This window comes from Acidovorax sp. GW458-11-26-14-TSB4, from assembly GCF_059423865.1.
On the sequence record NZ_JBWKYR010000001.1, the window covers coordinates 397,432 to 419,581 of the forward strand.

Consider the following 22,150-nt stretch of genomic DNA (forward strand, 5'->3'; position numbering starts at 1 on the left):
CAACATCTCTGACGAATTGATACACCCCTAACCCAGAACCCGCGCCGGCCCGGCCCCGGCCGCAGGACCCGGTGGCTGCAAGCGTGACAAATGCCCGGTTTTTCGCGGGCGCACGGGGTCTTTGGCTGCGCGCTCCCTGACCCGCCCTTACGATCCCGCGCGGAGGAAAAGAACCATGGAAAAGAACACCGCTGCGGCGCCCCCGTGGGTCGCCAGCATCCCGCTGTCGCCCGACGGCAGCCGCAATGCCCACGTCATCGTGCACCCGGGCCGGGCCGTGGCACCGGCCGAGGGGCTGCGCTCCCTGCTTCGCTTCAACGCCGACGGGCAGGGGGGCTGGATCTCCGCCGCCCAGGCTGGCGATGGCCGCTGGGGCTACATCGATGCCGAGGGCCGCTGGCGCGTGCCGCCCACGCTGGAGAACGCGCGCAACTATTCCGAAGACGGCATGGCGCGCTTTCTGCAGGACGGGCGCTGGGGCTTTGTGAACCTGGCGAGCGAGGTGGTGATAGCACCAAGCTTCGAGGACACGCGGGCTTTCCGCGATGGGCTGTGCGCCGTGAAGGTGGGCGAGAACGCCTGGCGCAGCATCGACCGCGAGGGGCGCTTCACCTCGGAGCAGATTTTTCATGACCTGAGCCTGTTCGGCGCTGGCGGCCTGGCGCGCGCAACGCACTGGGACCGCAAGAAGAACCAGCGCCTGCAGGGCTTCGTGGACCGCGACGGCCGCTGGGTGATCGAGCCGCGCTTCGACTTCGTGTGGCCCTTCGGCGAGCTGCCGGTGACCCCGGCCTCGATCGAGGAGGACAAATGGGGCCTGATCGACACCCGCGGCCAGTGGGTGCTGGAGCCGCGCTACCCACGCATCCAGGCATTCAACGACGCCGGCCTGGCCTATTTCGATGAGCCCGAATCCTGGTACAACGGCCACGGCTACCTTGATGCCCGGGGCCGCGTGGTGGTCAGGGGCGAGAGGCACCTGTCCGACCGCATGGTCTGCGGTCTGGCGGCCAACACGCACAACGGCACGGATTTCCTGCGCGCCGACGGCACGGCACTGTCCACACCGGCGCTGGCCTGGGGCAGCCACTTCCGCGCCGCAGGCGGCTGCGCGGTGGTGCTCGCGTCGCCGCGCAGGGGCGATGCCGGACCAGGCACCTGGGGCATGCTGCACCCGGACGGGCGGGTGTTCACCGTGGGCGAGCCACTGCTGGAGCCGCTGACCGATGGCGATGGCTGGCTGGTGGGCGAAGAGCCGGACACCCCGCTGGTGCCCTTTCTCACGCGCGATGGCCAGGTGCACTTTGTCGACAAGGAGGGTGCCCTGGTGTGGCGCGCCGTGTACGACGGCCAGCAGGTCGCCCTGCAGCAGGCCGACGGCACGCCCCTGTGGCGCAGCAGCAATGCGCTGGATGGCTGCCGGCCGCCAGGCCCGTTCTTCACGCCCCCCGCCACGGACCACCTGGAAGGCATGGTGGCGCCTCAGGAGGTCACCGCCCTGGCCGAAGACCTGCTGGCCGAGGCCGAGGCACGCCTGCACCGCTTGGCGGCTGGCGAAACGCTGGAACGCGAGTCCTCCCCGGAGCATGGTGCCCGCGATGACGACGACGGTGATGATGATGAATACGAGGACGACGATGAGGACGAAGCCACCGTGCAGGCCAACCGCACCGTGGCCGTGCGCCGCATCGCGCGCGCCTACATCAGCGAAGAGCACAACGGCTACTACGACTACCTGGGCAGCGAACTTGGCGATGCCGTAGGGCAGTTGCGCACCGCCTTGCTGGACACGCTGACCGCGCGCTACGGCAAGCCTGATGCAGACCCGGAGTGCATCGTGCCGTGGAACCGCAGGGAGCAACGCAGCTACGCCTGGGCCGTGCCGCTGGCGCAGGCCCTGCCCGGCGACAGCGGTGTGCTGCGCGAGTCGCGCGAGCAATGGCTCACGCTGTACGCGCATTCGGATACGGGCGACGGGGACGCCTGGTGGGAACTGTGGCTGATGGCCTCGCCCAGCCTCGATGCCCTGGAGACGGCACGCCGCGCACACGACAGCGCAGTGGCGGGCACGCCCGGGGATGAAGCGGATGCAAGCGAGGGCGGCACCGCTGCGCCGAGGCCCGCCGAGCCCCAGACCCGCGAGGAATGGCTGCAGGCCGTGGCCGATGACCACTATGCGATCTACCGCGTACCCGCGCAGTGGATGGACGATGCGATGGCCGACGCCACGCTGGCCCACTACGTGGACAACCTGTCCTGGCTGCCCGCGTACCTGCACACGCCTGCCCGGCTGGAGGCGTTGATCCGCAGGGACGTGCGCACGGCGACCGCGATCCCGTCCGAATGCATGACCGCCGAGGGCCTGGCCCTGGCACGCGGGCTCTATGCCGGGGACCGCGACTGGGACTACCGCGACGAACGGTGCAGCCGGCTGCCGACCACCTGGGACAAGAACAGCCTGTACGACGTCTGGGGCTGCCTGGTCACGCCCGAAATGGCGCTCAAGGCCGTGCGCGCCGAGGTGCCGCTGCGCAACGTGGCGCGCTGGCTGCGCACCGATGCGCTGGAGGCCGCGGCGCTCAAGGCCGACATCTACAACATCAGCTACATCGATCCGGCGAAGATCACGCCCGAGCTGGCCGAACGTGCCGTGCGGCACGACTATGGCTGCCTGATCGAGCACATTCCGCCGGCCCTGGTCACCCCCGAACTGTGCCTGGCATCGGCACGCACCAACGGCCTGTCGCTCAAGAAAATCCCCCGGCCGATGCGCAGCGTGGCGGTGTGCGTGGCGGCGCTCAAGGAGAGCCCCAGCGTGTTCCTGGAGGTGCCGGAGGCCGAGCGCGTGAAGGTGGCTACCCGCATGATCGAGGACCACCTGGAGCGCTTGCGCAAGCAGGGCGAGCCGAGCCAGGCCAGCCATTGGCATGTCACGCGGGCCTGGGCAAAACTGTGGGCCGGTGACCACGAAGGCGCTATCGCCGACGCGCAGCTGGGCCGCTCGGAGGTCAGCAACCCCGAGAATGCCCACTACGTGATGGCCAGCGCCCACCGCGCCCTGGGCCATGAACGGGAGGCAGCGCTGGAGGCATCCACCGTACTGTCCCTGTACCCGCAGTTCCAGTCGGAGTGGGGCGACCACGAAGACACCCGCTGGCTGCACGCGCTGGCGCGCGGGCAGGCCAGTGCCGCCGACGACGCGACATTGATGGAGCAACTGGGCACACACCCGCGCACGCTAGCCGACATTCCGCGCGAGCGCATCACCGATGCCATGGTGGACGTGGCCATGGAGGCCGACGAAGACACCGTGCGCTTCGTGCCGCGGCGCCTGATGACCCCCGAGCGCTATGCGGCGGCGCTGCGCCAGGGTGTCAAGGAGTTCCGGCAGATCCCGCCGGCCATGCTGAACGAAGAAGCCTGCATCGAGCATGTGAAGGACGGCGGCTGGCGCCTGGATGAGGTGCCCGAGGCGCTGCGGACCCTCACTGTGTGCGCCTATGCCGTGCGCAGCCGCAGTGGGGCCATGGAGCACGTGCCCGAGGCACTGCGCGACCAGGTGCCGGGAGCCATCGCGCAGTTGCCGCCCGAGGAGAAGGACGACGAGGACGACGGCGATGGCAGCAGCGGTTCATCCTCCCGCCACGACTGGCTCACGCGCAAGCTGGCCGATGCGATGCTGGGCGGGTCCGGTTCGAGCGGCTGGAAGAGCAAGGGCCTGTTCATGGCCATGATCGTCAAGGCGGCGCTGACCTCCAGGTCCGACGATGCGCCCACGCTCAAGGGGCTGGCGGGCTGGTTCGAGGTGCGGCCCGTGCTGTCCATGGTGACCAATGCGCTGCTGGCACTCTCCGCGCTCATCGCCCACGCCTTCGTGTCGGTGGGCGCCTGGCGCGCCGAGGGCCCGTGGGTGGGCCTGGGCACCTTTGCGCTGATGGGCTTCTCGGAGCTGTACTGGGCCTGGCGCTTTGTGTTCTCGACGCCTTTCCGCCCCGCGCTGGGCGTGGCCTGCCTGGTGGTGGTGCTCTACCTATTCGTCTGGCACCGGCTGTATCGCAAGATCGGCCTGGCCTACGCCGCGCAGGGCAAGGCCGAGAACGACGATTGACGGGTCTGCGGCCGCTCAGGCGGCCGCACCGTCGTAGCAGGGAGCGATGGCGCGCACTTCGATGGTCGCCCACTCCGCGGCCGGGCATTCGCGCGCGATGGCGAGGGCCTCCTCGCGCGTGGCGCAGTCCACGAGGAAGAAGCCGCCGACCATTTCCTTGGTCTCGGCGAAGGGCCCATCGACCAGGCGCGGCTGGCCTTCGCGCACCTGCAGGCGCACGCCGTCGGTGTCGTTGGCCAGCGATTCGCCCCCCAGCAGCAGGCCACGCGCCTGCAGTCCGGCACCGAAGCGCTGCATGCGCGCATAGACCTCCTGCCCGGCGGCCAGGCCGCGTTCGGCGCGCTGGCCTGGGGGTTCCATGATGAGCAGCATGTAGGGCATGGGGTTGTCTCCGGCAGGGGGTGGTGGTTCAGATGGGCGCGATTCTAGAACTCAGAACACGGCACGTCCCGGCGTGCGCAGCGCCTGCGCCAGGTCGGCCGCCAGCCGGGCCATGTCCGTGGGCTTGCAGCCGCCCAGGCTCACGCGCACGGCCGGCGCGCTGGCCAGGCGCAGCGGGCCGCCGGCCTGCACGGCCCAGCCGCGCGAGGCCAGGGACTGCACGACGGCTGCCTCGTCGGCCACGGGCAGCCACAGGTGCAGGCCCTCACCGGGCGCCACGGTGATCTGCTGCGCGGCCAGTGCCTGCACCAGGCCCTGGCGCCGTGCGGCGTACGAGCCGCCGGCCTGCGCCAGCGCGCTGCCGTCGCGCATCTGCCGCCACAGGGCGGCCGCCAGGCCCTGCAGGATGCGGCTGACCCAGCGCGGCCCCAGGGCCTGCTGCGCACGCAGGGTCTGCAGCAGGGCGGGGCTGCCGGTAGCCACGGCCACGCGCAGGTCGGGCCCGAGGAATTTGCTGAGCGAGACCACGTGCAGCCACAGCGCAGGCAGCGCTGCCGCCGCGGCCAGCGGCGCGTTGCTGAGCGGGCCCCAGTGGTCGTCGAACACCACGAGCAGCCGGGGCAGGGCCTGCAACCGGGGCTGCAGCGCCTTCCAGCGCGCGGGGCTGATGGCTGCCCCCGTGGGGTTGTGCGCACGCGGCGTGAGCACCAGGGCCGTACAGCCTTCGAGCACCCCGGCTTCGGGGACGCACACGCCTTCGCCATCCACCGGCAGCGGCACGGGCTTCAGGCGCAGGCTGTGCAGCAGCGCCACCATGGGCGGCCAGCAGGGGTCTTCGACCGCCACGCGCTCGCCCGGGCGCGTGTGCGCACGCAGGGCCCGCTCCACCGCATCGAGCGTGCCCGAGAACACGGCGATCTCTTCGCACGGCAGGCCCTGGGCCGTCAGCCAATGGCGCGCCTCGGCCTGCAGTGCGGGCAGATCGGCCGGAGCGTCGTAGCCCGCCGAGGAAGTCAGCGCCGCCCAGGCGCTTGGGCCGCCCTGCAACTGGGGCAGCAGGGAAGCATCGACATTGCCGCTGGCCAGGTCGCGCAGGCCGGGGGGTACGGCGTAGGCATGCGGCATGCGCGCGGGCGGCTCGACCACGCGCGTGCCGCGGCGCCCGTCGGTCACCACGTGGCCGGCATCGCGCAGGCGCGCGTAGGCTGCCGCCACGGTGTTGGGGTTGACGCCCAGCTGCTGTGCCGCCACGCGCACGGCGGGCAGGGGATTGCCGGGCGGCAGGGTTCCGTCGCGCATGGCGGCCAGCAGGCTGTCGGCAATGTCGGCAGCGGATTTTCCAGAAACGTACAATGTACTCATACATTTATTTTAATGTATTAGTACAAACAAGGAAACCGCCATGAAGACCGCGCTTGTGCTGCGCCACGTTCCCTTCGAAGACCTGGGCCTGCTGGCCCCCCTGCTGCAACAGCGTGGCTATGCCGTGCGCATGCACGAGGCCGGCGTGGGCCCGCTCGCGGACCACCTGCACCCCGAGCCCGACCTGCTGGTGGTGCTGGGCGGGCCCATCGGCGCCTTCGACGATGCGGCCTACCCCTTCCTCGCCGACACCCTGGCCCTGCTGCGCGAGCGGCTGGCTCGGCGCCAGCCGGTGCTGGGCGTCTGCCTGGGTGCGCAGCTCATGGCGCGGGCCCTGGGCGCGGGTGTGGCGCCCATGGGGCACAAGGAGATCGGCTTTGCGCCGCTGGCCCTCACGCCGGGCGGCGCACGCTCGGTGCTGGCCCCCCTGGCCGACGGCACACCGGTGCTGCACTGGCATGGCGACCAGTTCGAGATACCGGCCGGTGCCCAGGGCCTGGCCACCACCCCGCTGTGCCCGCACCAGGCATTTGCCATCGGCACGCATGCGCTGGGCCTGCAGTTCCACCTGGAAGCGGACCTGTCGCGCATCGAGCAGTGGCTGGTGGGCCATGCCTGCGAACTCGCTGCGGCTGGCGTGGACCTGCATGCGCTGCGCGCCGGTGCACGCGCACACGGGGCCGCACTGGCGCATGCGGCCGAGGCCGTGTTCGGTGCCTGGCTCGACGGCCTGGGAGCGGACGCCGCATGAGCCCGGTAGTGCTGGGCCAGGTGGCGGCCGTGCTGCGTGGGGCCGCCGTGCCATTCGGTGACCGGCCGGATGCACGCAGCGCCATCGCCAAGCAGGCCGTCGCGGGCCCGGTGCACGTAGGCACCACAGGCCTGCAGGGCGACGAACAGGGCGACACCCGCATCCACGGCGGCCCCGACAAGGCCGTGCACCAGTACCCGCTGGGCCACTACACGCTGTGGCGCAGCGAATTCGGAGAGCTGCCCGTGCTGACGCAGCCAGGGGCCTTTGGCGAGAACATCGCCAGCATCGGCATGACCGAGGCCGACCTGTGCTGGGGCGACCGCGTGCGCATGGGCAGCGTGCTGCTGGAGGTGGCGCAGACGCGCCAGCCCTGCTGGAAGCTCAACACCCGTTTCGGCCAGCGCGACATGGCGCTCTCCGTGCAGCGCACGGGCCGCACCGGCTGGTACTACCGCGTGCTCAAACCCGGCACGGTGCAGGCGGGTGATGCCATCACGCTGGTGGCGCGCCCGCACCCTGCATGGTCTCTGGCCCGCGTGATCGAGGTGCTCTACCACCGCACGCTCGACGCGGACCTGCTGCGCGAGCTGGCAGCGCTGCCTCAGTTGCCGCCCTCGTGGCAGAAGCTGGTGGCGCGGCGGCTGGAGCAGGGCGAGGTCGAGGACTGGAGCCGGCGCACACAGGGCGGCTAAAAATCCAGGGCTTGGCAGCGCGGCAAAGCCCGTGTTAGCATTTGCCTCTATGCAACGCAGCATGTCCCTATCCACCCTAGCTCTAGGCCTAGTGCCTGGCCGGGGTCTGCCTGCGTTCGCCACCGTTGCCGTTCTGCGCAACACCTGATTTCCCCCTGACCCCGGCCCGCGAACCAGCCTTTGCACCTGTGCAAAGGGCTGCAGGGGACGTCATCCGTATTCATTTCGTTTGACCTGCATGCAGGCAGCGCCCACCGCATGGCGCACTGCACGCACCTGTTCGTGGAGCCTCTCATGATTGCCAAGCCCGCCACCAAGTACCAGCCCATCGCCCCGGTCGCACTCACCGACCGCACCTGGCCCTCGCGTTCCATCACCCAGGCGCCGATCTGGTTGTCCACCGACCTGCGCGACGGCAACCAGGCCCTGTTCGAGCCCATGAACGGCGAGCGCAAGATGCGCCTGTTCCAGGAGCTCGTGCGCATCGGCTTCAAGGAGATCGAGGTGGGCTTTCCCGCCGCCTCGCAGACCGATTTCGACTTCGTGCGCCGCCTCATCGACGAAGACCTGGTGCCCGAGGACGTGACCCTCATGGTCATGACGCAGTCGCGCGCCGACCTGATCGAGCGCACTGTAGAGGCCGTGCGCGGCGCGCCGCGCGCCATCGTGCACCTGTACAACGCCACGGCACCGGCCTGGCGCCGCATCGTGTTCGGCATGAACGTGACGCAGGTCATGGAGTTCATCGAGCAGAACGTCTCGCACCTCAAGCGTTTGACCGATGCCGAGCGCGGCACCCAATGGACGCTGCAGTACTCGCCAGAGACCTTCAGCGCCACCGAGCTCGAAGTCTCGCTGCGCGCCTGCCAGACGGCGATCAAGGCCTGGGGCGTGGGCCCGGGCCGGCCCATCATCATCAACCTGCCGACCACGGTGGAGAACGCCACGCCCAATGTGTTCGCCGACCAGATCGAGTGGATGCACCGGCGCCTGGCCCCGCGCGAACATGTGGTGCTCTCGGTGCACCCGCACAACGACCGCGGCACCGGCGTGGCCGCGGCCGAGCTGGCCATGATGGCCGGCGCCGACCGCGTGGAGGGCTGCCTCTTCGGTAACGGCGAGCGCTGCGGCAACGTGGACATCGTGACCCTGGCGCTCAACATGTACACCCAGGGCGTGCACCCGGGCCTGGACTTCTCGGACATCACCGCCGTGGCGCGCGTGGCCGAGGAATGCACGGCCCTGCCCGTGCACCCGCGCCACCCCTATGCGGGCGACCTGGTGTTCACCGCGTTCTCGGGCTCGCACCAGGACGCGATCAAGAAGGGCTTTGCCGCGCAGGACCCGAACGCCCTGTGGGAAGTGCCTTACCTGCCCATCGACCCGGCGGACCTCGGCCGCACCTACGACAGCGTGATCCGCGTGAACAGCCAGTCGGGCAAGGGCGGCATCGCCTTTCTGCTCGAACGCGAGCACGGCGTGGTGATGCCTCGGCGCATGCAGGTGGAGTTCAGCGCCGTGGTGCAGCGCCAGACCGATGCCAGCGAAGGCGAGATGACGGGCGATGCGCTGTGGTCCTTGTTCCAGTCCACCTACCTGGCTTCGGGCCCCCAGGCCGCCATCGTCTGCCACGGCCACAAACTGGCCGATGACGGCCAGGGCATCGAGCTCGACGTGAGCATCGATGGCGTGCGCCAGACGCTGCAAGGGCAGGGCAATGGCCCGATCGCTGCGACGGTGGACGCCCTGGGCCTGCCGCTGCGCGTGGACCACTACGAAGAACGCGCCACGGGCACGGGCGCCAACGCCCAGGCCCTGGCCATCGTGGAGGCCGCGCTCGAAGGCGTGGCCGGCTCCACCTTTGGCGCAGGCGCCAGCCACAACATCGTGACGGCCTCGGTACAGGCCATCGTGAGCGTGGCCAACCGGCTCGCCGAACGCCGCGAAGGTGCCCGGGCAGTGGCTGCAACCGTGTAACGAAAGACAGGGACCACAGTGGCGCGGGCCTTCACAAAAGGCAGGCGCCACGGCGGGGCATTCACCCCCGCCCGCAGGGTACGGTACGCTTGCAATCCATGCGTGCCCTTTCCTGCCTGGCCCTGGTGTCCGCTGCGCTGCTGATCGCAGGCTGCGGCAGCTCCCGGCCTCCCTCGTCGTCGTCGTCTTCCTTCCCGTCCGCCCCGGTCCGCACCACGCCGCCGCTGAGCCCGGACCAGGCGCACGGCATCGCCATCCACGCGCTGGGCCTGGTGGGCACGCCCTACCGCTATGGCGGCAACACGCCGGATTCGGGCTTCGACTGCAGCGGGCTGATCGGCTATGTCTACCGCAACCAGGTCGGCACGCCGCCGCCACGCACTGTGGCCGCGCTCAATACCTGGGGCTACCCGATCGAAGGAGGCGAGTTGCGCGCCGGCGACCTGGTGGTCTTTGGCACCGGGCGCCAGCCCAACCATGCGGGCATCTATGTGGGGGAGGGGCGCTTCGTGCATGCGCCGTCCACGGGCGGCACGGTGCGGCTGGACCAACTGAGCGCCAAGCACTGGGCGGGCCAGCGGCCCGCCTTCCGTCGGCCCTGACCCCCTCAGTTCGAGAGCTGAGTGCGCCCCAGGGCCTGCGCAAAGGCCAGGTGGTTGCCGTCCGGGTCCGTCACCAGGATGGCGCGCACCTTGCGACTGTTGGAGCGTTGGGCCGTGTCCACGCCCATGCGTTCCAGTTGCTCGCCCTGCCGGTCGATGTCGTCCACCGCCAGGGTGACCGAGCAGCGGCCCGCGCGCCGGGGCAGTTCGTAGACCTGCAGCCAGCCGCCCTGCGGCAAGGTCCATTCGGCCAGTTCGGGCATGGGCTGCGAATCGGGCCCGCGCTCGAACAGGGCGCCATACCATTGCACGGCATCCGGCAGGCTGCTGACGGCGACACTGGCAAGGGCGTTCTGGATGGCCATGGAAACTCCTGGGGACGGGCGGTTGGACTGGCTAGGGCAGGCCCTAGGTATATCTGCGGCAGGGGCGAAAGGCTGTAGGACGAAACCCTAGCGCAAAGCCCTCCCGCGACCAAGGCGAAAATGGCAGCCACCATGACCCTCCACGTACACACCACCGCCACGGCAGCGCTGTCCACCCACGACACGACCCGCATCGACGACACCCGCATCAAGGCCGTGCGCCCGCTGATCACCCCGGCCCTGCTGCAGGAGTGGCAGCCCGCGCCCGAGGCCGCGCAGACCCTGGTGGAAACCAGCCGCGCCGCGATCTCGCGCGTGCTGCACGGCCAGGACGACCGGCTCATCGTGGTGGTCGGGCCGTGCTCCATCCACGACCATGGCCAGGCCATGGAGTACGCCCGCGCCCTCAAGCAGCACGCCAATGCGCTGGCCGGCGAGCTGCTGGTGGTGATGCGCGTGTACTTCGAGAAGCCACGCACCACCGTGGGCTGGAAGGGCTACATCAACGACCCGCACCTCGATGGCAGCTTCGCCATCAACGAGGGGCTGGAGATGGCACGCGCACTGCTGCTGGACGTGCTGGCCCTGGGCCTGCCGGTGGGCACGGAGTTCCTGGACCTCTTGAGCCCGCAGTTCATCAGCGACCTGGTGAGCTGGGGCGCCATCGGTGCCCGCACGACGGAGAGCCAGAGCCACCGCCAACTGGCCAGCGGCCTGTCGTGCCCTGTAGGCTTCAAGAACGGCACCGATGGTGGTGTGAAGGTGGCCAGCGACGCCATCCAGGCGGCCAGCGCCGCGCACGCCTTCATGGGCATGACCAAGATGGGCCAGGCTGCGATCTTCGAGACCCGCGGCAACAACGACTGCCACGTGATCCTGCGCGGCGGCAAACAGCCCAACTACAGCGCGGCCGATGTGGAGGCCGCCTGCGCCATGCTGGCCTCGGCCGGCCTGCGCCCGCAGGTGATGGTCGACGTGTCGCACGCCAACAGCAGCAAGCAGCACCAGCGCCAGATCACCGTGGCCGAGGACGTGGCGCGGCAGATCGCCGCGGGCGACACGCGCATCACCGGCCTGATGGTCGAAAGCCACCTGCAGGAAGGCCGCCAGGACATCGTGCCCGGCCAGCCGCTGGCACATGGCGTGTCGGTGACGGACGCCTGCATCAGCCTGGCGCAGACCGTGCCGGTGCTCGAAGGCTTGGCCCAGGCAGTGCGCGCCCGCAGAGCCCTCAACTGACAACCGCCGGGCCGGGGGCTTGCCTGGCCTCGGTGTTGTGCGCCGTGGCCAGCAAGGTGGCGCACAAGGTCTCCTCGCCCGAATCGGCCACCGCATAGACGTCGGCCGCGCACACGGTGAGTGTGCGACCGGCATTCACCACCCGGCCCCTGGCGCGCAGGCAGTGGCCGCGCGCGGGGGCCAGCAGCTTCACCTGGGCATCCACAGTGGAATTGACCCAGCCGGCCGGCAGGGTGCTGCCGGCCGCCGCCACGGCGGCGAAGTCGGCCAGCCCGAACACGGCCGTGGCCTGCAGCTGGCCTGTGCGGAAACACAGGGATTCCTGCATGGGCATCTCCAGGTCCACGCGCCCGGGGGCCACCCGGGTGAAGCGCAAGCCCAGGGTCTGCGCAATGGGCATGGCCAGTACATGGGCCTGCAGCAGGCCGGCCGGGGTGGTGGGGCTGTGTGTCATGGTGGGCTCCGGTGGGTTGGCGAGGAAGGGCCCGCGGCACGCCGGCGCACGCGCGGCCAGGGTGGTGCTGCGGGAGGGGACGGGGCAGGCGACGCAGGGGCCCTGGCCTGCAGCCAGGCCATGTGTTCCAGCACCTTCTGGCGCTGCGCCTGCAAGAGGGCCGCCTGGTCGGCCAGCTCCTGCGCGCGCTGCTGCAGCGCCTGCACCATGGTGGCGATGCTCAGCCGGCCACTGCGGAAATCCGCCAGGTGCCCGGCGATGCGCGGCAGCGCAAAGCCGAGCTGGCGCGACATGGCGATGAAGACCACCTCGCGCTCGGTGCCTTCGGCATAGTCGCGGTAGCCGTTGGGCCGGCGCTCGGGCAGCAGCAGGCCCTGGCTTTCGTAGTGCCGCAGGGCATGCACCGAGACCGAGGTGCGGCGGGCGAGTTCGGAGATCTGCATGCCATGAAGGCTAGCAAGCCTCGCCCTGCACGAAGGTTGCCTGCGCGACTGCCCCGCAGGGCCCCATGCGGGTTTTGCGGGACCAGGCCGCCCGACTTCCCGGTGTAGGATTGTCCTTTTAAGGTTGCAGGGAACACTTTTTACGTCTAGAAATGCTGGCTGGTTGCGCCAACAGGTTGGCGGCGCAGGGCCACAGTCCTTTTCCATTCTTCCCCCCACCACCGACTCCGGTCCGGTTCTTCCCTCCATGCTGGCCATACCGCTCCCTGCAAGACCGTGTCTGCGACACGTGGATGCGTGCGGCCCGGGCGGCAGCTGGAGCGCCTGAGCATGCAGCACCCAGAGCACGCCACCGCTGAGGCTGCGCGGCTCCATGCACTGCAGTCCTATGCCATCCTGGACACTCCGTCCGAGGATGCCTTCGACAAGCTGGCCGTGCTGGCCTCGCGCATCTGCGGCACGCCGATGGCGGTGGTCAATTTCGTGGACAGCGAGCGCCAGTGGTTCAAGGCCGCAGTGGGCATCCCTTTCCAGGAGACCGACCGCGCCGTCGCGTTCTGCGCCCACGCGCTGCACGGCAGCAAGGAGCCGGTGGTGGTGGGCGATGCCAGCGCGCACCCCGTGTTCGCGCACAACCCGCTGGTGACCGGCAGCCCGCACATCCGCTTCTACGCCTGTGTGCCGCTGGTCAATGGCGAAGGCTTTGCCCTGGGCACGCTGGCCGTGCTGGACACCCGTGTGCGCGGCCTCACGGCCGAGCAGCTCGACGGCCTCACGGTGCTGGCCGAGCAGGCCATGGTGCAGCTGGAGCTGCGCCGCCAGCAGCGCCTGCTGGCCCAGCTGGTGGAGCAGCGCGACCGCATGCACGGCGAGTTGCTGGAGCAGGGCGAGACGCTGCGCGTGGCCGGACGCATCGCGCAGGTGGGCGGCTGGATCGTGGAGCTGCCCAGCATGCGCCTGAGCTGGTCGCAGGAGATTGCCGCCACCTACGGGCTGACGCGGCGGGTGAGTACCGTGGGCCAGATCCAGGACCTGTACACGCCACCGTACCGCGCCGCCTTGCGCGCGGCCTTCCGCGCCTGCATGCGCCACGGCACTCCCTTCGACCTGGAGGCCGAAGTCGTCATGCCGGGCGGGCGGCATTTCTGGGTGCGCACCGCCGGCCAGGCGGTGCGCGATGCGCAGGGCCGCATCGTGCGCATCCAGGGGGCCTTCCAGGACATCTCTGCGCGCCACCAGGCCGACCTGGCGCTGCAGCGCAGCGAAGAGCGTTTCCAGCTCGTCTCGCGCGCCACGGCCGATGCGATCTGGGACTGGAACCTGACCACCGACGCGATGTGGTGGAACGAGGGCATGCAGAGCCTGTTCGGCGTGCCGCTCGGCGAGCTGCCGCCGGACAGCACCTCCTGGACACTGCGCCTGCACCCCGAGGACAGCGAAGCCGTGCTCAGCGGCATCCATGCGGCCATCGACGGGACCGACAGCCACTGGTCGGCCGAGTACCGCTTTCGCCGCCAGGACGGCAGCTATGCCTGGGTGCTGGACCGCGGCTTCCTGATCCGCGACAGCAGCGGCCGCGCCGTGCGCATGGTGGGCGGCATGGCCGACCACAGCGCGCAGAAGGCCACCGAGCTGGAGGCCCAGCGCGACACGCACAACCATGCCGAACTGCTGGACCTGCAGCAGCGCATCTCCTCGCTCGACCTGCCGCTGGCCGAGGTGCTGCACATGGTGGCCGAGACCGTGCAGCGCCAGACCGGCGCACGCGGCGCCATGGTGGAATTGCTCGAGGGCCGGTACCTGGTGGCCAAGGCCTCGGCCGGCGACATGGTGCGGCCCATGGGCGACCTGCTGGCGGTGGATGAAGGCCTTCTCTGGTCCTCGCTGCAGCAGGGCCGCTCGGTGCTGTGCAACGACACCGAAGGCGCTGGCTGGGACATGCAGTCCATGGCGCACCGCCGTGGCGTGCGCTCGGTGATGGCGGCGCCGCTGCGCGCAGGGGACATGGTGGTGGGCTCGCTCACCGTCACCTCGGACCAGGCCAACGCTTTTTCGCGGCGCGATGTCGCGCACCTGGAGATCCTGGCCGAATCGCTCGGGGCCACGGTGCAGTTGCGCCGCGTGGCCGGGCAGCTGCATGCCTCGGAACTGCAGTACCGCTTGCTGTTCGACGAGCACCCGCAGCCCATGTGGGTGTACGAGCGAGAAAGCCTGCGCATCCTGGCCGTGAACCATGCCATGGTGCACCACTACGGCTACAGCGAAAAGGAGCTGCTGCGCATGGGCATGCAGGACCTGTGGCCCCCGGAGCACCGCGAACTGGCCGAGCGCAAACTGCGCGCCATCGACCCGCAGCAGCGCAACCGGCCCAAGGTGCGCCGGCATGTGCGCAAGGACGGCAGCCTGATCGACATGGAGCTCACGGCGGGCAACATCGACTTCAACGGCGTGGCGGCGCGCCAGGTGCTGGCCTCCGACGTGACCGAGCGCGTGCGCAACGAGGCCGAGCTGGCACGCATGGGCCGCGCCCAGCGCCTGCTCAGTGCCTGCAACGAGACCCTGGTGCGCGCCACCTCCGAGGCGGCGCTGCTGCAGGCCATCTGCAAGATCGCGGTGGACATCGGCGGCTACCGCATGGGCTGGGTGGGCTTTGCGCGCGACGACGAGCGCAAGTCCATCGAGCCGGTGGCCCATGCAGGCCACAACGACAACTACCTCGAGACCCTGAAGCTCAGTTGGTCGGAGGACGAGCGCTACGGGCGCGGGCCCGCCGGCCGCGCCGTGCGCTCGGGCCAGGCCGAGATCGTGCGCGACATCCGCGCGGAACGCTACTTCATGGACTGGACCGAGCGCATGCTGGAGCACGGGTTCCATGCCGTGGTCTGCCTGCCGCTGCGCGACCGCGACAGCACCTTCGGCCTGCTGTACCTGTACGCCCCGCAGGTGCTGCAGATCAGTGCCGAGGAGACCGCGCTGCTGCAGGAGCTGGCCAACGACCTGGCCTTCGGCATCACCAGCCTGCGCACGCAAAAGGCGCAGCAGCGGCTGCAGGCCTCGGTGCTCAAGGTGGCGGCGGCTGTGTCGGCCAGCACCGGCACGGAGTTCTTCGAGCAGCTGGTGCGCAACATGGCCGACGCCCTGGATGCCCAGGGCGGGTGGGTGGTGCGCCTGCTGCCGCACTACCATGACCAGCCCCCGCGGGTGAGCACGCTGGCGGCCGTGCTCGATGGCCAGTTCCTCGCGCCCACCGACTACACGCTGGAAGGCACGCCCAGCCTGCAGCTCCTGAACCAGCGCCAGTTCGTGGTGGCCGACGGGGTGCAGCAGCTGTATCCCGAGGCGCCCGTGCTGCGCATGGTGCAGGCGCGCGGCTACGCCGGGCAGCAGCTGTGCAATGCCGATGGCGAGGTGGTGGGCCTGGTGTTCGTGCTGTTCCGCCAGGCCATCGCCGATCCGAACTTCATCATCTCCACGCTGCAGATCTTCGCGGCCCGTGCCTCGGCCGAGATCGAGCGCCAGGTGGCCGATGCGCGCATACGCCACCAGGCCTCACTGCTGGACAAGGCCCAGGACGCGATCATCGTGCGCGACCTGGAGCACCGCATCATCTTCTGGAACCAGAGCGCCGAGCGCCTGTACGGCTGGTCGAAGCTGCAGGTGCTGGGCCAGTCGATCGAGACCTTGCTGTACGGGGACCCCACGCATTTCCGCCGCGCCACCCAGGCCACGCTGGAGCATGGGGAGTGGACCGGCGAGATCGTGCAGCAGCACCGCGATGGCAGTTCCATCGACGTGGAAGGCCGCTGGACCCTGGTGCGCGGCGACAACGGCCAGCCCCATTCCATCCTGGCCATCAACACCGACATCCGCCAGCGCAAGGCCACCGAGCGCGAGATCCAGCGCCTGGCCTTCTACGACCCGCTGACCGGGCTGCCCAACCGCATGCTGCTGATGGACCGCATGCACCAGGCGCTGGCCAGTGCCCGGCGGCACCAGCGCGGCGGTGCGCTGCTGTTCATCGACCTGGACAACTTCAAGACCCTCAACGACACCCTGGGCCATGACCAGGGTGACCTGCTGCTGCAGCAGGTGGCGCAGCGCCTGAACACCTGCGTGCGTGCCGTGGACACGGTGGCGCGCCTGGGCGGCGATGAGTTCGTGGTGATGCTCGAGGAGCTGAGCAGCCGGCCCGACGACCTGGTGCTGCACGCACGGTCGGTGGGCGAGAAGATCCTGGCCACGCTGGCACTGCCGTATGCACTGGCCGGCTACCAGTACCGCAGCACGCCGAGCATTGGCGTGGCGCCCTTCACGGGCGAGCAGACCAGCGTGGGTGAACTGCTCAAGCAGGCCGATCTGGCCATGTACCAGGCCAAGACAGCGGGCCGCAACACGCTGCGCTTCTTCAACCCGCAGATGCAGGCGGTGGTGACCGAACGCGCCTCGCTGGAGACCGACCTGCGCTCGGCCCTGGCGCAGGAGGAGTTTTTGCTGCACTTCCAGCCCCAGGTGCGCCAGTCGGGCCTGGTGGTGGGGGTGGAGGCACTGCTGCGCTGGGCGCATCCGCAGCGCGGCATGGTCTCGCCGGCGCAGTTCATCCCGCTGGCCGAGGAAACCGGGCTGATCCTGCCGCTGGGCCGCTGGGTGCTGCACACCGCCTGCAAGCTGCTGGCCAGCTGGCAGGACGACCCGGCCCTGAGCCACCTCACGGTGGCCGTCAACGTGAGTTCGCGCCAGTTCCGCCATGCGAGCTTCGTGGACGACGTGGCGCGGGTGCTGGCCATCACCGGCGCGCCCTCGGGCCTGCTCAAGCTGGAGCTGACCGAAAGCCTGCTGGTGGAGGACATGGAAACCACCATCGCCACCATGACCGCCCTGCGCTCCTACGGGGTGGGCTTCTCGCTGGACGACTTCGGCACCGGTTACTCGAGCCTGAGCTACTTGAAGCGCATGCCGCTGGACCAGCTCAAGATCGACCAGAGCTTCGTGCGCGACCTGCTGACCGACCCCAACGATGCCGCCATCGTGGACACCATCATCGGCCTGTCGCGCAGCCTGGGCCTGGAGGTCATCGCCGAAGGCGTGGAAACCGCCGAGCAGCGCGAACTGCTGGCCCGCGCAGGTTGCCAGCTCTACCAGGGCTACTTCTTCAGCCGCCCCCTCTCCGTGGACCGGCTGGAGGCCTTCCTGCGCAGTCCTGGATAAGAAGCCCCCCTGAGTCGCCTGCGGCGCCATTCCCCCCAGGAGACGCCCCCAGCGCGGCGGGGCGGCCCTAGCGCGGGGGCGCTGACCTGGGGCGCGCCAGTTTTTACCGGCTGCGCTTGTTTCCTGGCCTCTGGCGCTGAGAACCCGTCTGAAACAACGCCCAGTGGTGTGCGCTTTTTTGGCCCCTGCCCGGGTGCTGGCGCAAAGGGATGTTGTTCTCTGTCTTCTTCTTAATTTCTTTATAAATACATAGTCGTAGTAGTAAAGCACCGGCTTTTCTGTGGACAAGGGCTTTTTCCTTTGGCGTGACAAGCACTTGCGTCGCCGCCAACCCTGTGCGCAGCACGCGGGTCCCGCTGTAGCGCCAACGGGGACAAAACCTGGAAACGGCTCCTCGCTGTGGACAACCAGGCGCTTGTGCCAGCGATTCCCCCAAAGTTATGCACAAGGGGCTGCGTATGTGGGGAGAAGTTGCCGGCACAGGCCGCTTTTTTCCACCGGGGTAGGGACTTTGGGGGCCTGCTCAGAGGCATTTGCAGCCCTGGCTGCGGCACCACGGCCTCTGCCCCTCGCCTCAGCCATCGAAACGGCCTCTGCAGGCCGTCCAGGCCGGTGCAGCCTGTCGCTGAACCTTGGGGGGCAGACAGGGGTCTCGTCGGCTTGCGCAAGCCACGGGTGGGTTCCCTCCTGCCTTGCGCGATGCGCGGGGCACGGCAACCCGCCACCGGGCCGCTTTCCAGGAGCACTGTGGCGTTCCATGCCCCGCGTTGGCTTTGCTTGTTATTCTTTGATAGCTCTATAAATCAATAGCAGTAGTAATAGAGCAAGGGCTGTTTGTGTGGACAAGCCCTTTTTTCCCAATGCTGGCGCGCACTTGCGTGGCCTCAAACCCTGTGGCGCCGCGGGGGTGAACTCTGCAGTTGGATGACAACAACTTTTGGAAATAGCCAAGCGCTGTGGATAAGCAATCGGTTGTTCGGCAACCATACCCATGGTTATCCACAGACCGGGATGGGCCTGGGCACAAAAAAGCCCGCCAGGGTGGCGGGCTCCGGGGCCGGGACCGGGGGCCGGCTCAGAAGTGGTAGCCGTAGCGCAGCTGCACGAAGTTCTCGCCCGGGTTGGGCTTTTTGATACCGGCGTTGGAGACATGTTGCACCCGCAGCACGATGTCGTGCTGGCGCTGTTCGCCCAGGCTCACGCCCAGGCCCAGGTGGGAGGCGAAGTTGGCGCGGGTGCTGAAGGTGCGGTCCCGGATCTCGTAGCGCTTGTCGGCCACCGTGAGGCCGATGCCGCCCTCCCAGAACCAGGCGGAACGGCCCTCGTCCATGCGCAGGCGCAGGGTAGGGGTGACGCCGACCAGGCTGAGGTGCTCGCGCTGGCCCGAGAGGCCGTCATAGGACCAGCGGCTGGCATAGATGTCCCAATAGCCCGTGAGCTGGCCGCCCCAGAGGGGGCGCTGCCAGTCCTTCCAGGGCAGGGTGGCGCCGATGGTGAGGACATCGGTGTCGCGGCGGGCCTGGGAGCCCTGAACGTAGACGGAGGGCGATGCCTGTGCGTTTTGCGCCTGGACGGCCTGGGGCAATGCTGCCAGGCAGCCCAGGGCCAGGGTGGCTGCGAGCGCAGAGACGGTGGTTCGGACGGTTTTGGAGTTCATGGTTTTTGTTCCGTGGTTTGACATACACAACTGTATGTAAACAAGTTTAGGAATGCATTCCCAGGGTGTTTTGTAGGCCGCCACCTCGCCTTGCTGGCGGCAAAAAAGGAAAAGGGCCCCGAGGGGCCCTTCGCCATCTGCTGCCTGCCGGCCACACCTGGGAGTGTGGCCCTGCCGCTCACGACTGGGAGGCAGGGGGTGTGCCGGCAGGCTTGCCACGGTGGCCGTGGGGGCCATGCTTGCCGTGCTCGCCGCGCGGGCCCATGCGGTGGGTGCGGGCGTCGAAGGTCTTTTGCTGCTCAGGGGTCAGCACGGCATAGAAGGCCTTGGTGGCTTCACCGCGGCGGTCGGCCTCGGCGGCGTGCTGGGCGCGCAGGGCCCGCATGCGGTCGATGCGCTCGGGGGTGGTGAGCTTGTCCATGTCCTTGCGGTCCAGGCGCGCGGGGCGGTCGCCCTGGGGCTGCATGGAGGCCGTAAAGGTGTTCCAGGCCGGTTCCTGGTTGGGGGTCAGCTTGAGCTGCTCCTTGAGTGCGGCGGCACGCTGGGCCTTGCGGGCCTCGTGGCGTTCGCGGTGCTCGCCGGGGCCCTTGCGGGCGTCAGGCGCGGCCACGGTGCCGGCTGCGGGCGGGTTGGCGGGGGTGGGCTGGGCCAGCACCGGCAGGGCCAGGGCGGCGAGGACGGAGGCGGCAACAACGGTTTGGCGGGACAGGAAGGCCATGGCGAGAGTCCTTTCAGAGGGGGGAAGAGGCCCCGGAACGACGGTTCCAGCGGTTGACTGCAGTGTCCGCCTGCCATGTATCGCGCGCATGCACGTTGTTTGTCCCAGTGTAAAGTTGTGACAAGAAGATCGTCTTTGTCCGCGCGGCGCTGCAGCTATCAAAAGCGGAGCAAAAGCGGGCCGGGCGCGGGCATTGCCCCCGTGCCGCGCTGCAACCTGGTGCGCAAGGGTGTGCCGACCACCGACAATGGAGGGTTCCGTGCCGCAGCGCTCTCGGCGTGCAGGCACCGGTGGACAGCTTCGTCCGGCAACCAGGGGGTTTGTTTCCGTGTTCAAGAACATGATCGTGTACCGCATTGCGCCGCAATGGCAGGTGGAATTGACGCAGGTGGAAGAGGCGCTGGCCAAGCTGCCCTTCATGGAATGCGGTGCCACGCAGGAAAAGTCGCTGGGCTTTGTCCCGCCGCGCGGCGAAGAGCATGGCGCCCTGGTCGAATCGGTGGGCGGGCAGTGGATCCTGCGCTTCATGGTCGAGTCCAAGGTGCTGCCGGGCTCGGTGCTCAACCGCCGCGTGAAGGAAAAGGCCGAGCGCATCGAGAAGGAAACCGGGCGCAAGCCGGGCAAGAAGGAGAGCAAGGAGCTCAAGGAAGAGGCCAAGCTCGACCTCTTGCCCATGGCTTTCACCAAGCAGGGCTCGATGTGGGTGTGGATCGACAAGGAGGCACGCACCATCGTCTTCGACACCGGCAGCCAGGGCCGTGCCGACGAGGTGGTGTCGTTGCTGGTCGAGTCGCTGCCGGGCCTGTCGGTCTCGCTGCTGTACACCGAGACCAGCCCGCAGGCGGCCATGTCGCACTGGCTGAGCACGCAGGAGCCGCCCGTGGGCTTTACCGTGGACCGCGAATGCGAGCTGAAAAGCGCCGACGAGGCCAAGGCCGTGGTGCGCTATTCGCGCCACCCGCTCGACATCGAGGAGGTGCAGGCCCACATCGCCGCCGGCAAGCTGCCCACCAAGCTGGCGCTGACCTGGGACGACCGCGTCTCGCTGATGCTGACCGAGGGGCTGCAGATCAAGAAGGTGTCCTTTCTGGACACGGTGTTCGAGGGCACCAAGGCCGATGACGGCGGCTTCGATACCGATGTGGCGATCGCCACGGGCGAACTGTCCAAGCTGATCCCCGACCTGATCGAGGCGCTGGGGGGTGAGTCCGATGGTGTCGGCTCCGGCGGTGGCGCTGTTGCCGCTTCGCGCCCCAGCCTCGCATCCGCCGTGCCCGTGGCGCCGCGCGGCAAGGATGTGGGCGGGCGCGCCATCACCGGGCCGGCAACAGCCCCGGTGGACACGGACCCGGAATCGGCGCCGTTCTGAGCTTGCCGACCGGGTTCAGCGCCCGTTGAACTGCGCGGGGCGGCGTTCGTGGAAGGCCGCTATGCCCTCTCGGAAATCGCTGGTGGCTGCGCAGCGGGCAAAGGCCTGCTGCTCCGCATGGAGCTGCTCGGGCAGGCTGCGCTCCATCGACTGGCGCATGAGGCGCTTCATCGCGCCATAGGCCACGGTGGGGCCGGCGGCCAGGCGTTCGGCCATCGCAGCGGTGGCGGCATCGAGGTCGGCGGCGGGCAGGATGCGGTTCACCAGTCCCAGGCGCAGCGCGTCCTCGGCCGTGAAGGCATCGCCGAGCAGCGCGATCTCCAGCGCCTGGCGCATGCCGGCCAGGCGCGGCAGCGACCAGGAGGCGCCCACGTCGCAACTGGTGCCCAGATTGATGTAGGCCAGGTTCAGGCGCGTACCCTCGGCCATCAGCACGTAGTCGGCCTGCAGCAGCATGGACAGTCCGGCCCCTGCGGCCACGCCATGCACCTGGGCGATGACGGGTGCATCGATCTGCGCGAGCAGGGCCAGGCCGGCGTGCAGGGGTGTGAGCAGGTCCATGGCGCCCTGCACAGGGTTGGCGCGCAGGGTGGCCAGGTCGCCACCGGCCATGAAGCCCTTGCCGGCGCCGCGCAGCACCACCACGCGCACGCCAGGGTCCTGCGCGATGGCCTGCACGGCGGCGAGGAAGGCCTGGGCCATGGGCACGTCGATGGCGTTGAGCGCAGCGGGCCGGTTGAAGCACAGGGTGGCGATGGCACCTTGGCGTTCGATCAGCAGGGGAGGAGGCGCTGCCTCGGCGTGGTCGGTCATGGCGGGGTTTC

16 protein-coding genes are annotated in these 22,150 nt (G+C 69.2%); 8 read left to right on the forward strand and 8 right to left on the reverse strand.

What is annotated here, in order from left to right:
- Positions 1-175 precede the first annotated feature (175 nt).
- Positions 176-4,108, forward strand: a complete 3,933-nt coding sequence (locus AC07X5_RS01895) for a WG repeat-containing protein (RefSeq protein ID WP_494768844.1) — start codon at positions 176-178, stop codon at positions 4,106-4,108.
- A gap of 15 nt (positions 4,109-4,123) precedes the next feature.
- Here AC07X5_RS01895 and AC07X5_RS01900 read toward each other — a convergent pair whose 3' ends face one another.
- Both AC07X5_RS01900 and AC07X5_RS01905 read right to left on the reverse strand, forming a co-directional pair.
- The gene (locus AC07X5_RS01900) at positions 4,124-4,489 is read right to left on the reverse strand and encodes a YciI family protein (RefSeq protein WP_494768845.1); all 366 of its coding nucleotides are present in this window, start codon (positions 4,487-4,489) and stop codon (positions 4,124-4,126) included.
- A 51-nt stretch (positions 4,490-4,540) separates the two neighbouring features.
- Positions 4,541-5,851 (reverse strand): aminotransferase class I/II-fold pyridoxal phosphate-dependent enzyme, encoded by a 1,311-nt coding sequence (locus AC07X5_RS01905; RefSeq protein ID WP_494768846.1) that lies wholly within the window; start codon positions 5,849-5,851, stop codon positions 4,541-4,543.
- Positions 5,852-5,891: 40 nt separating this feature from the next.
- Here AC07X5_RS01905 and AC07X5_RS01910 point away from each other — a divergent pair, with 40 nt between their 5' ends.
- The 4 genes from AC07X5_RS01910 to AC07X5_RS01925 all read left to right on the forward strand — a co-directional run bounded on the left by AC07X5_RS01910 (position 5,892) and on the right by AC07X5_RS01925 (position 9,876).
- The gene (locus AC07X5_RS01910) at positions 5,892-6,602 is read left to right on the forward strand and encodes a glutamine amidotransferase (protein WP_494768847.1); all 711 of its coding nucleotides are present in this window, start codon (positions 5,892-5,894) and stop codon (positions 6,600-6,602) included.
- Positions 6,599-7,297 carry an MOSC domain-containing protein gene (locus AC07X5_RS01915; RefSeq protein WP_494768848.1) on the forward strand — a complete coding sequence of 233 codons (699 nt, stop codon included), beginning with the start codon at positions 6,599-6,601 and terminating at the stop codon, positions 7,295-7,297. The genes AC07X5_RS01910 and AC07X5_RS01915 overlap by 4 nt, the downstream gene beginning before the upstream one ends.
- Before the next feature lie 294 nt (positions 7,298-7,591).
- The gene (gene leuA / locus AC07X5_RS01920) at positions 7,592-9,274 is read left to right on the forward strand and encodes a 2-isopropylmalate synthase (protein WP_494768849.1); all 1,683 of its coding nucleotides are present in this window, start codon (positions 7,592-7,594) and stop codon (positions 9,272-9,274) included.
- A 98-nt stretch (positions 9,275-9,372) separates the two neighbouring features.
- The gene (locus AC07X5_RS01925) at positions 9,373-9,876 is read left to right on the forward strand and encodes a C40 family peptidase (RefSeq protein ID WP_494768850.1); all 504 of its coding nucleotides are present in this window, start codon (positions 9,373-9,375) and stop codon (positions 9,874-9,876) included.
- 5 nt (positions 9,877-9,881) lie between these two features.
- On the opposite strand, the gene AC07X5_RS01930 is transcribed toward AC07X5_RS01925, so the two are convergent.
- Positions 9,882-10,241 carry a VOC family protein gene (locus AC07X5_RS01930; protein WP_409954686.1) on the reverse strand — a complete coding sequence of 120 codons (360 nt, stop codon included), beginning with the start codon at positions 10,239-10,241 and terminating at the stop codon, positions 9,882-9,884.
- 132 nt (positions 10,242-10,373) lie between these two features.
- On the opposite strand from AC07X5_RS01930, the gene AC07X5_RS01935 reads away from it, so the two are divergent.
- On the forward strand, positions 10,374-11,480 hold the full coding sequence (locus AC07X5_RS01935) for a 3-deoxy-7-phosphoheptulonate synthase (protein WP_494768851.1): 1,107 nt from the start codon (positions 10,374-10,376) through the stop codon (positions 11,478-11,480).
- Here the strand turns inward: AC07X5_RS01935 and AC07X5_RS01940 are convergent.
- Together AC07X5_RS01940 and AC07X5_RS01945 are read right to left on the reverse strand one after the other, a co-directional pair.
- Positions 11,473-11,934: a PaaI family thioesterase gene (locus tag AC07X5_RS01940; protein WP_409954684.1), complete on the reverse strand. Its 462-nt coding sequence runs from the start codon at positions 11,932-11,934 to the stop codon at positions 11,473-11,475. The genes AC07X5_RS01935 and AC07X5_RS01940 overlap by 8 nt on opposite strands.
- Positions 11,931-12,377 (reverse strand): MerR family DNA-binding transcriptional regulator, encoded by a 447-nt coding sequence (locus AC07X5_RS01945; RefSeq protein ID WP_409954683.1) that lies wholly within the window; start codon positions 12,375-12,377, stop codon positions 11,931-11,933. The genes AC07X5_RS01940 and AC07X5_RS01945 overlap by 4 nt, the downstream gene beginning before the upstream one ends.
- A 330-nt stretch (positions 12,378-12,707) precedes the next feature.
- Here AC07X5_RS01945 and AC07X5_RS01950 point away from each other — a divergent pair, with 330 nt between their 5' ends.
- On the forward strand, positions 12,708-17,582 hold the full coding sequence (locus AC07X5_RS01950) for an EAL domain-containing protein (protein WP_494768852.1): 4,875 nt from the start codon (positions 12,708-12,710) through the stop codon (positions 17,580-17,582).
- Between the two features lie 1,075 nt (positions 17,583-18,657).
- Here the strand turns inward: AC07X5_RS01950 and AC07X5_RS01955 are convergent.
- Together AC07X5_RS01955 and AC07X5_RS01960 are read right to left on the reverse strand one after the other, a co-directional pair.
- Entirely contained in the window at positions 18,658-19,239 is a 582-nt protein-coding gene (locus AC07X5_RS01955; protein WP_494768853.1) for an acyloxyacyl hydrolase, read from the reverse strand.
- Between the two features lie 178 nt (positions 19,240-19,417).
- Positions 19,418-19,957 carry a Spy/CpxP family protein refolding chaperone gene (locus AC07X5_RS01960; protein WP_409954680.1) on the reverse strand — a complete coding sequence of 180 codons (540 nt, stop codon included), beginning with the start codon at positions 19,955-19,957 and terminating at the stop codon, positions 19,418-19,420.
- A gap of 328 nt (positions 19,958-20,285) precedes the next feature.
- On the opposite strand from AC07X5_RS01960, the gene AC07X5_RS01965 reads away from it, so the two are divergent.
- Positions 20,286-21,326 carry a recombination-associated protein RdgC gene (locus AC07X5_RS01965; protein WP_409954679.1) on the forward strand — a complete coding sequence of 347 codons (1,041 nt, stop codon included), beginning with the start codon at positions 20,286-20,288 and terminating at the stop codon, positions 21,324-21,326.
- Positions 21,327-21,341: 15 nt separating this feature from the next.
- Here the strand turns inward: AC07X5_RS01965 and AC07X5_RS01970 are convergent, their stop codons facing one another.
- Positions 21,342-22,139 (reverse strand): enoyl-CoA hydratase/isomerase family protein, encoded by a 798-nt coding sequence (locus AC07X5_RS01970; protein WP_494768854.1) that lies wholly within the window; start codon positions 22,137-22,139, stop codon positions 21,342-21,344.
- Between the last annotated feature and the right edge of the window lie 11 nt (positions 22,140-22,150).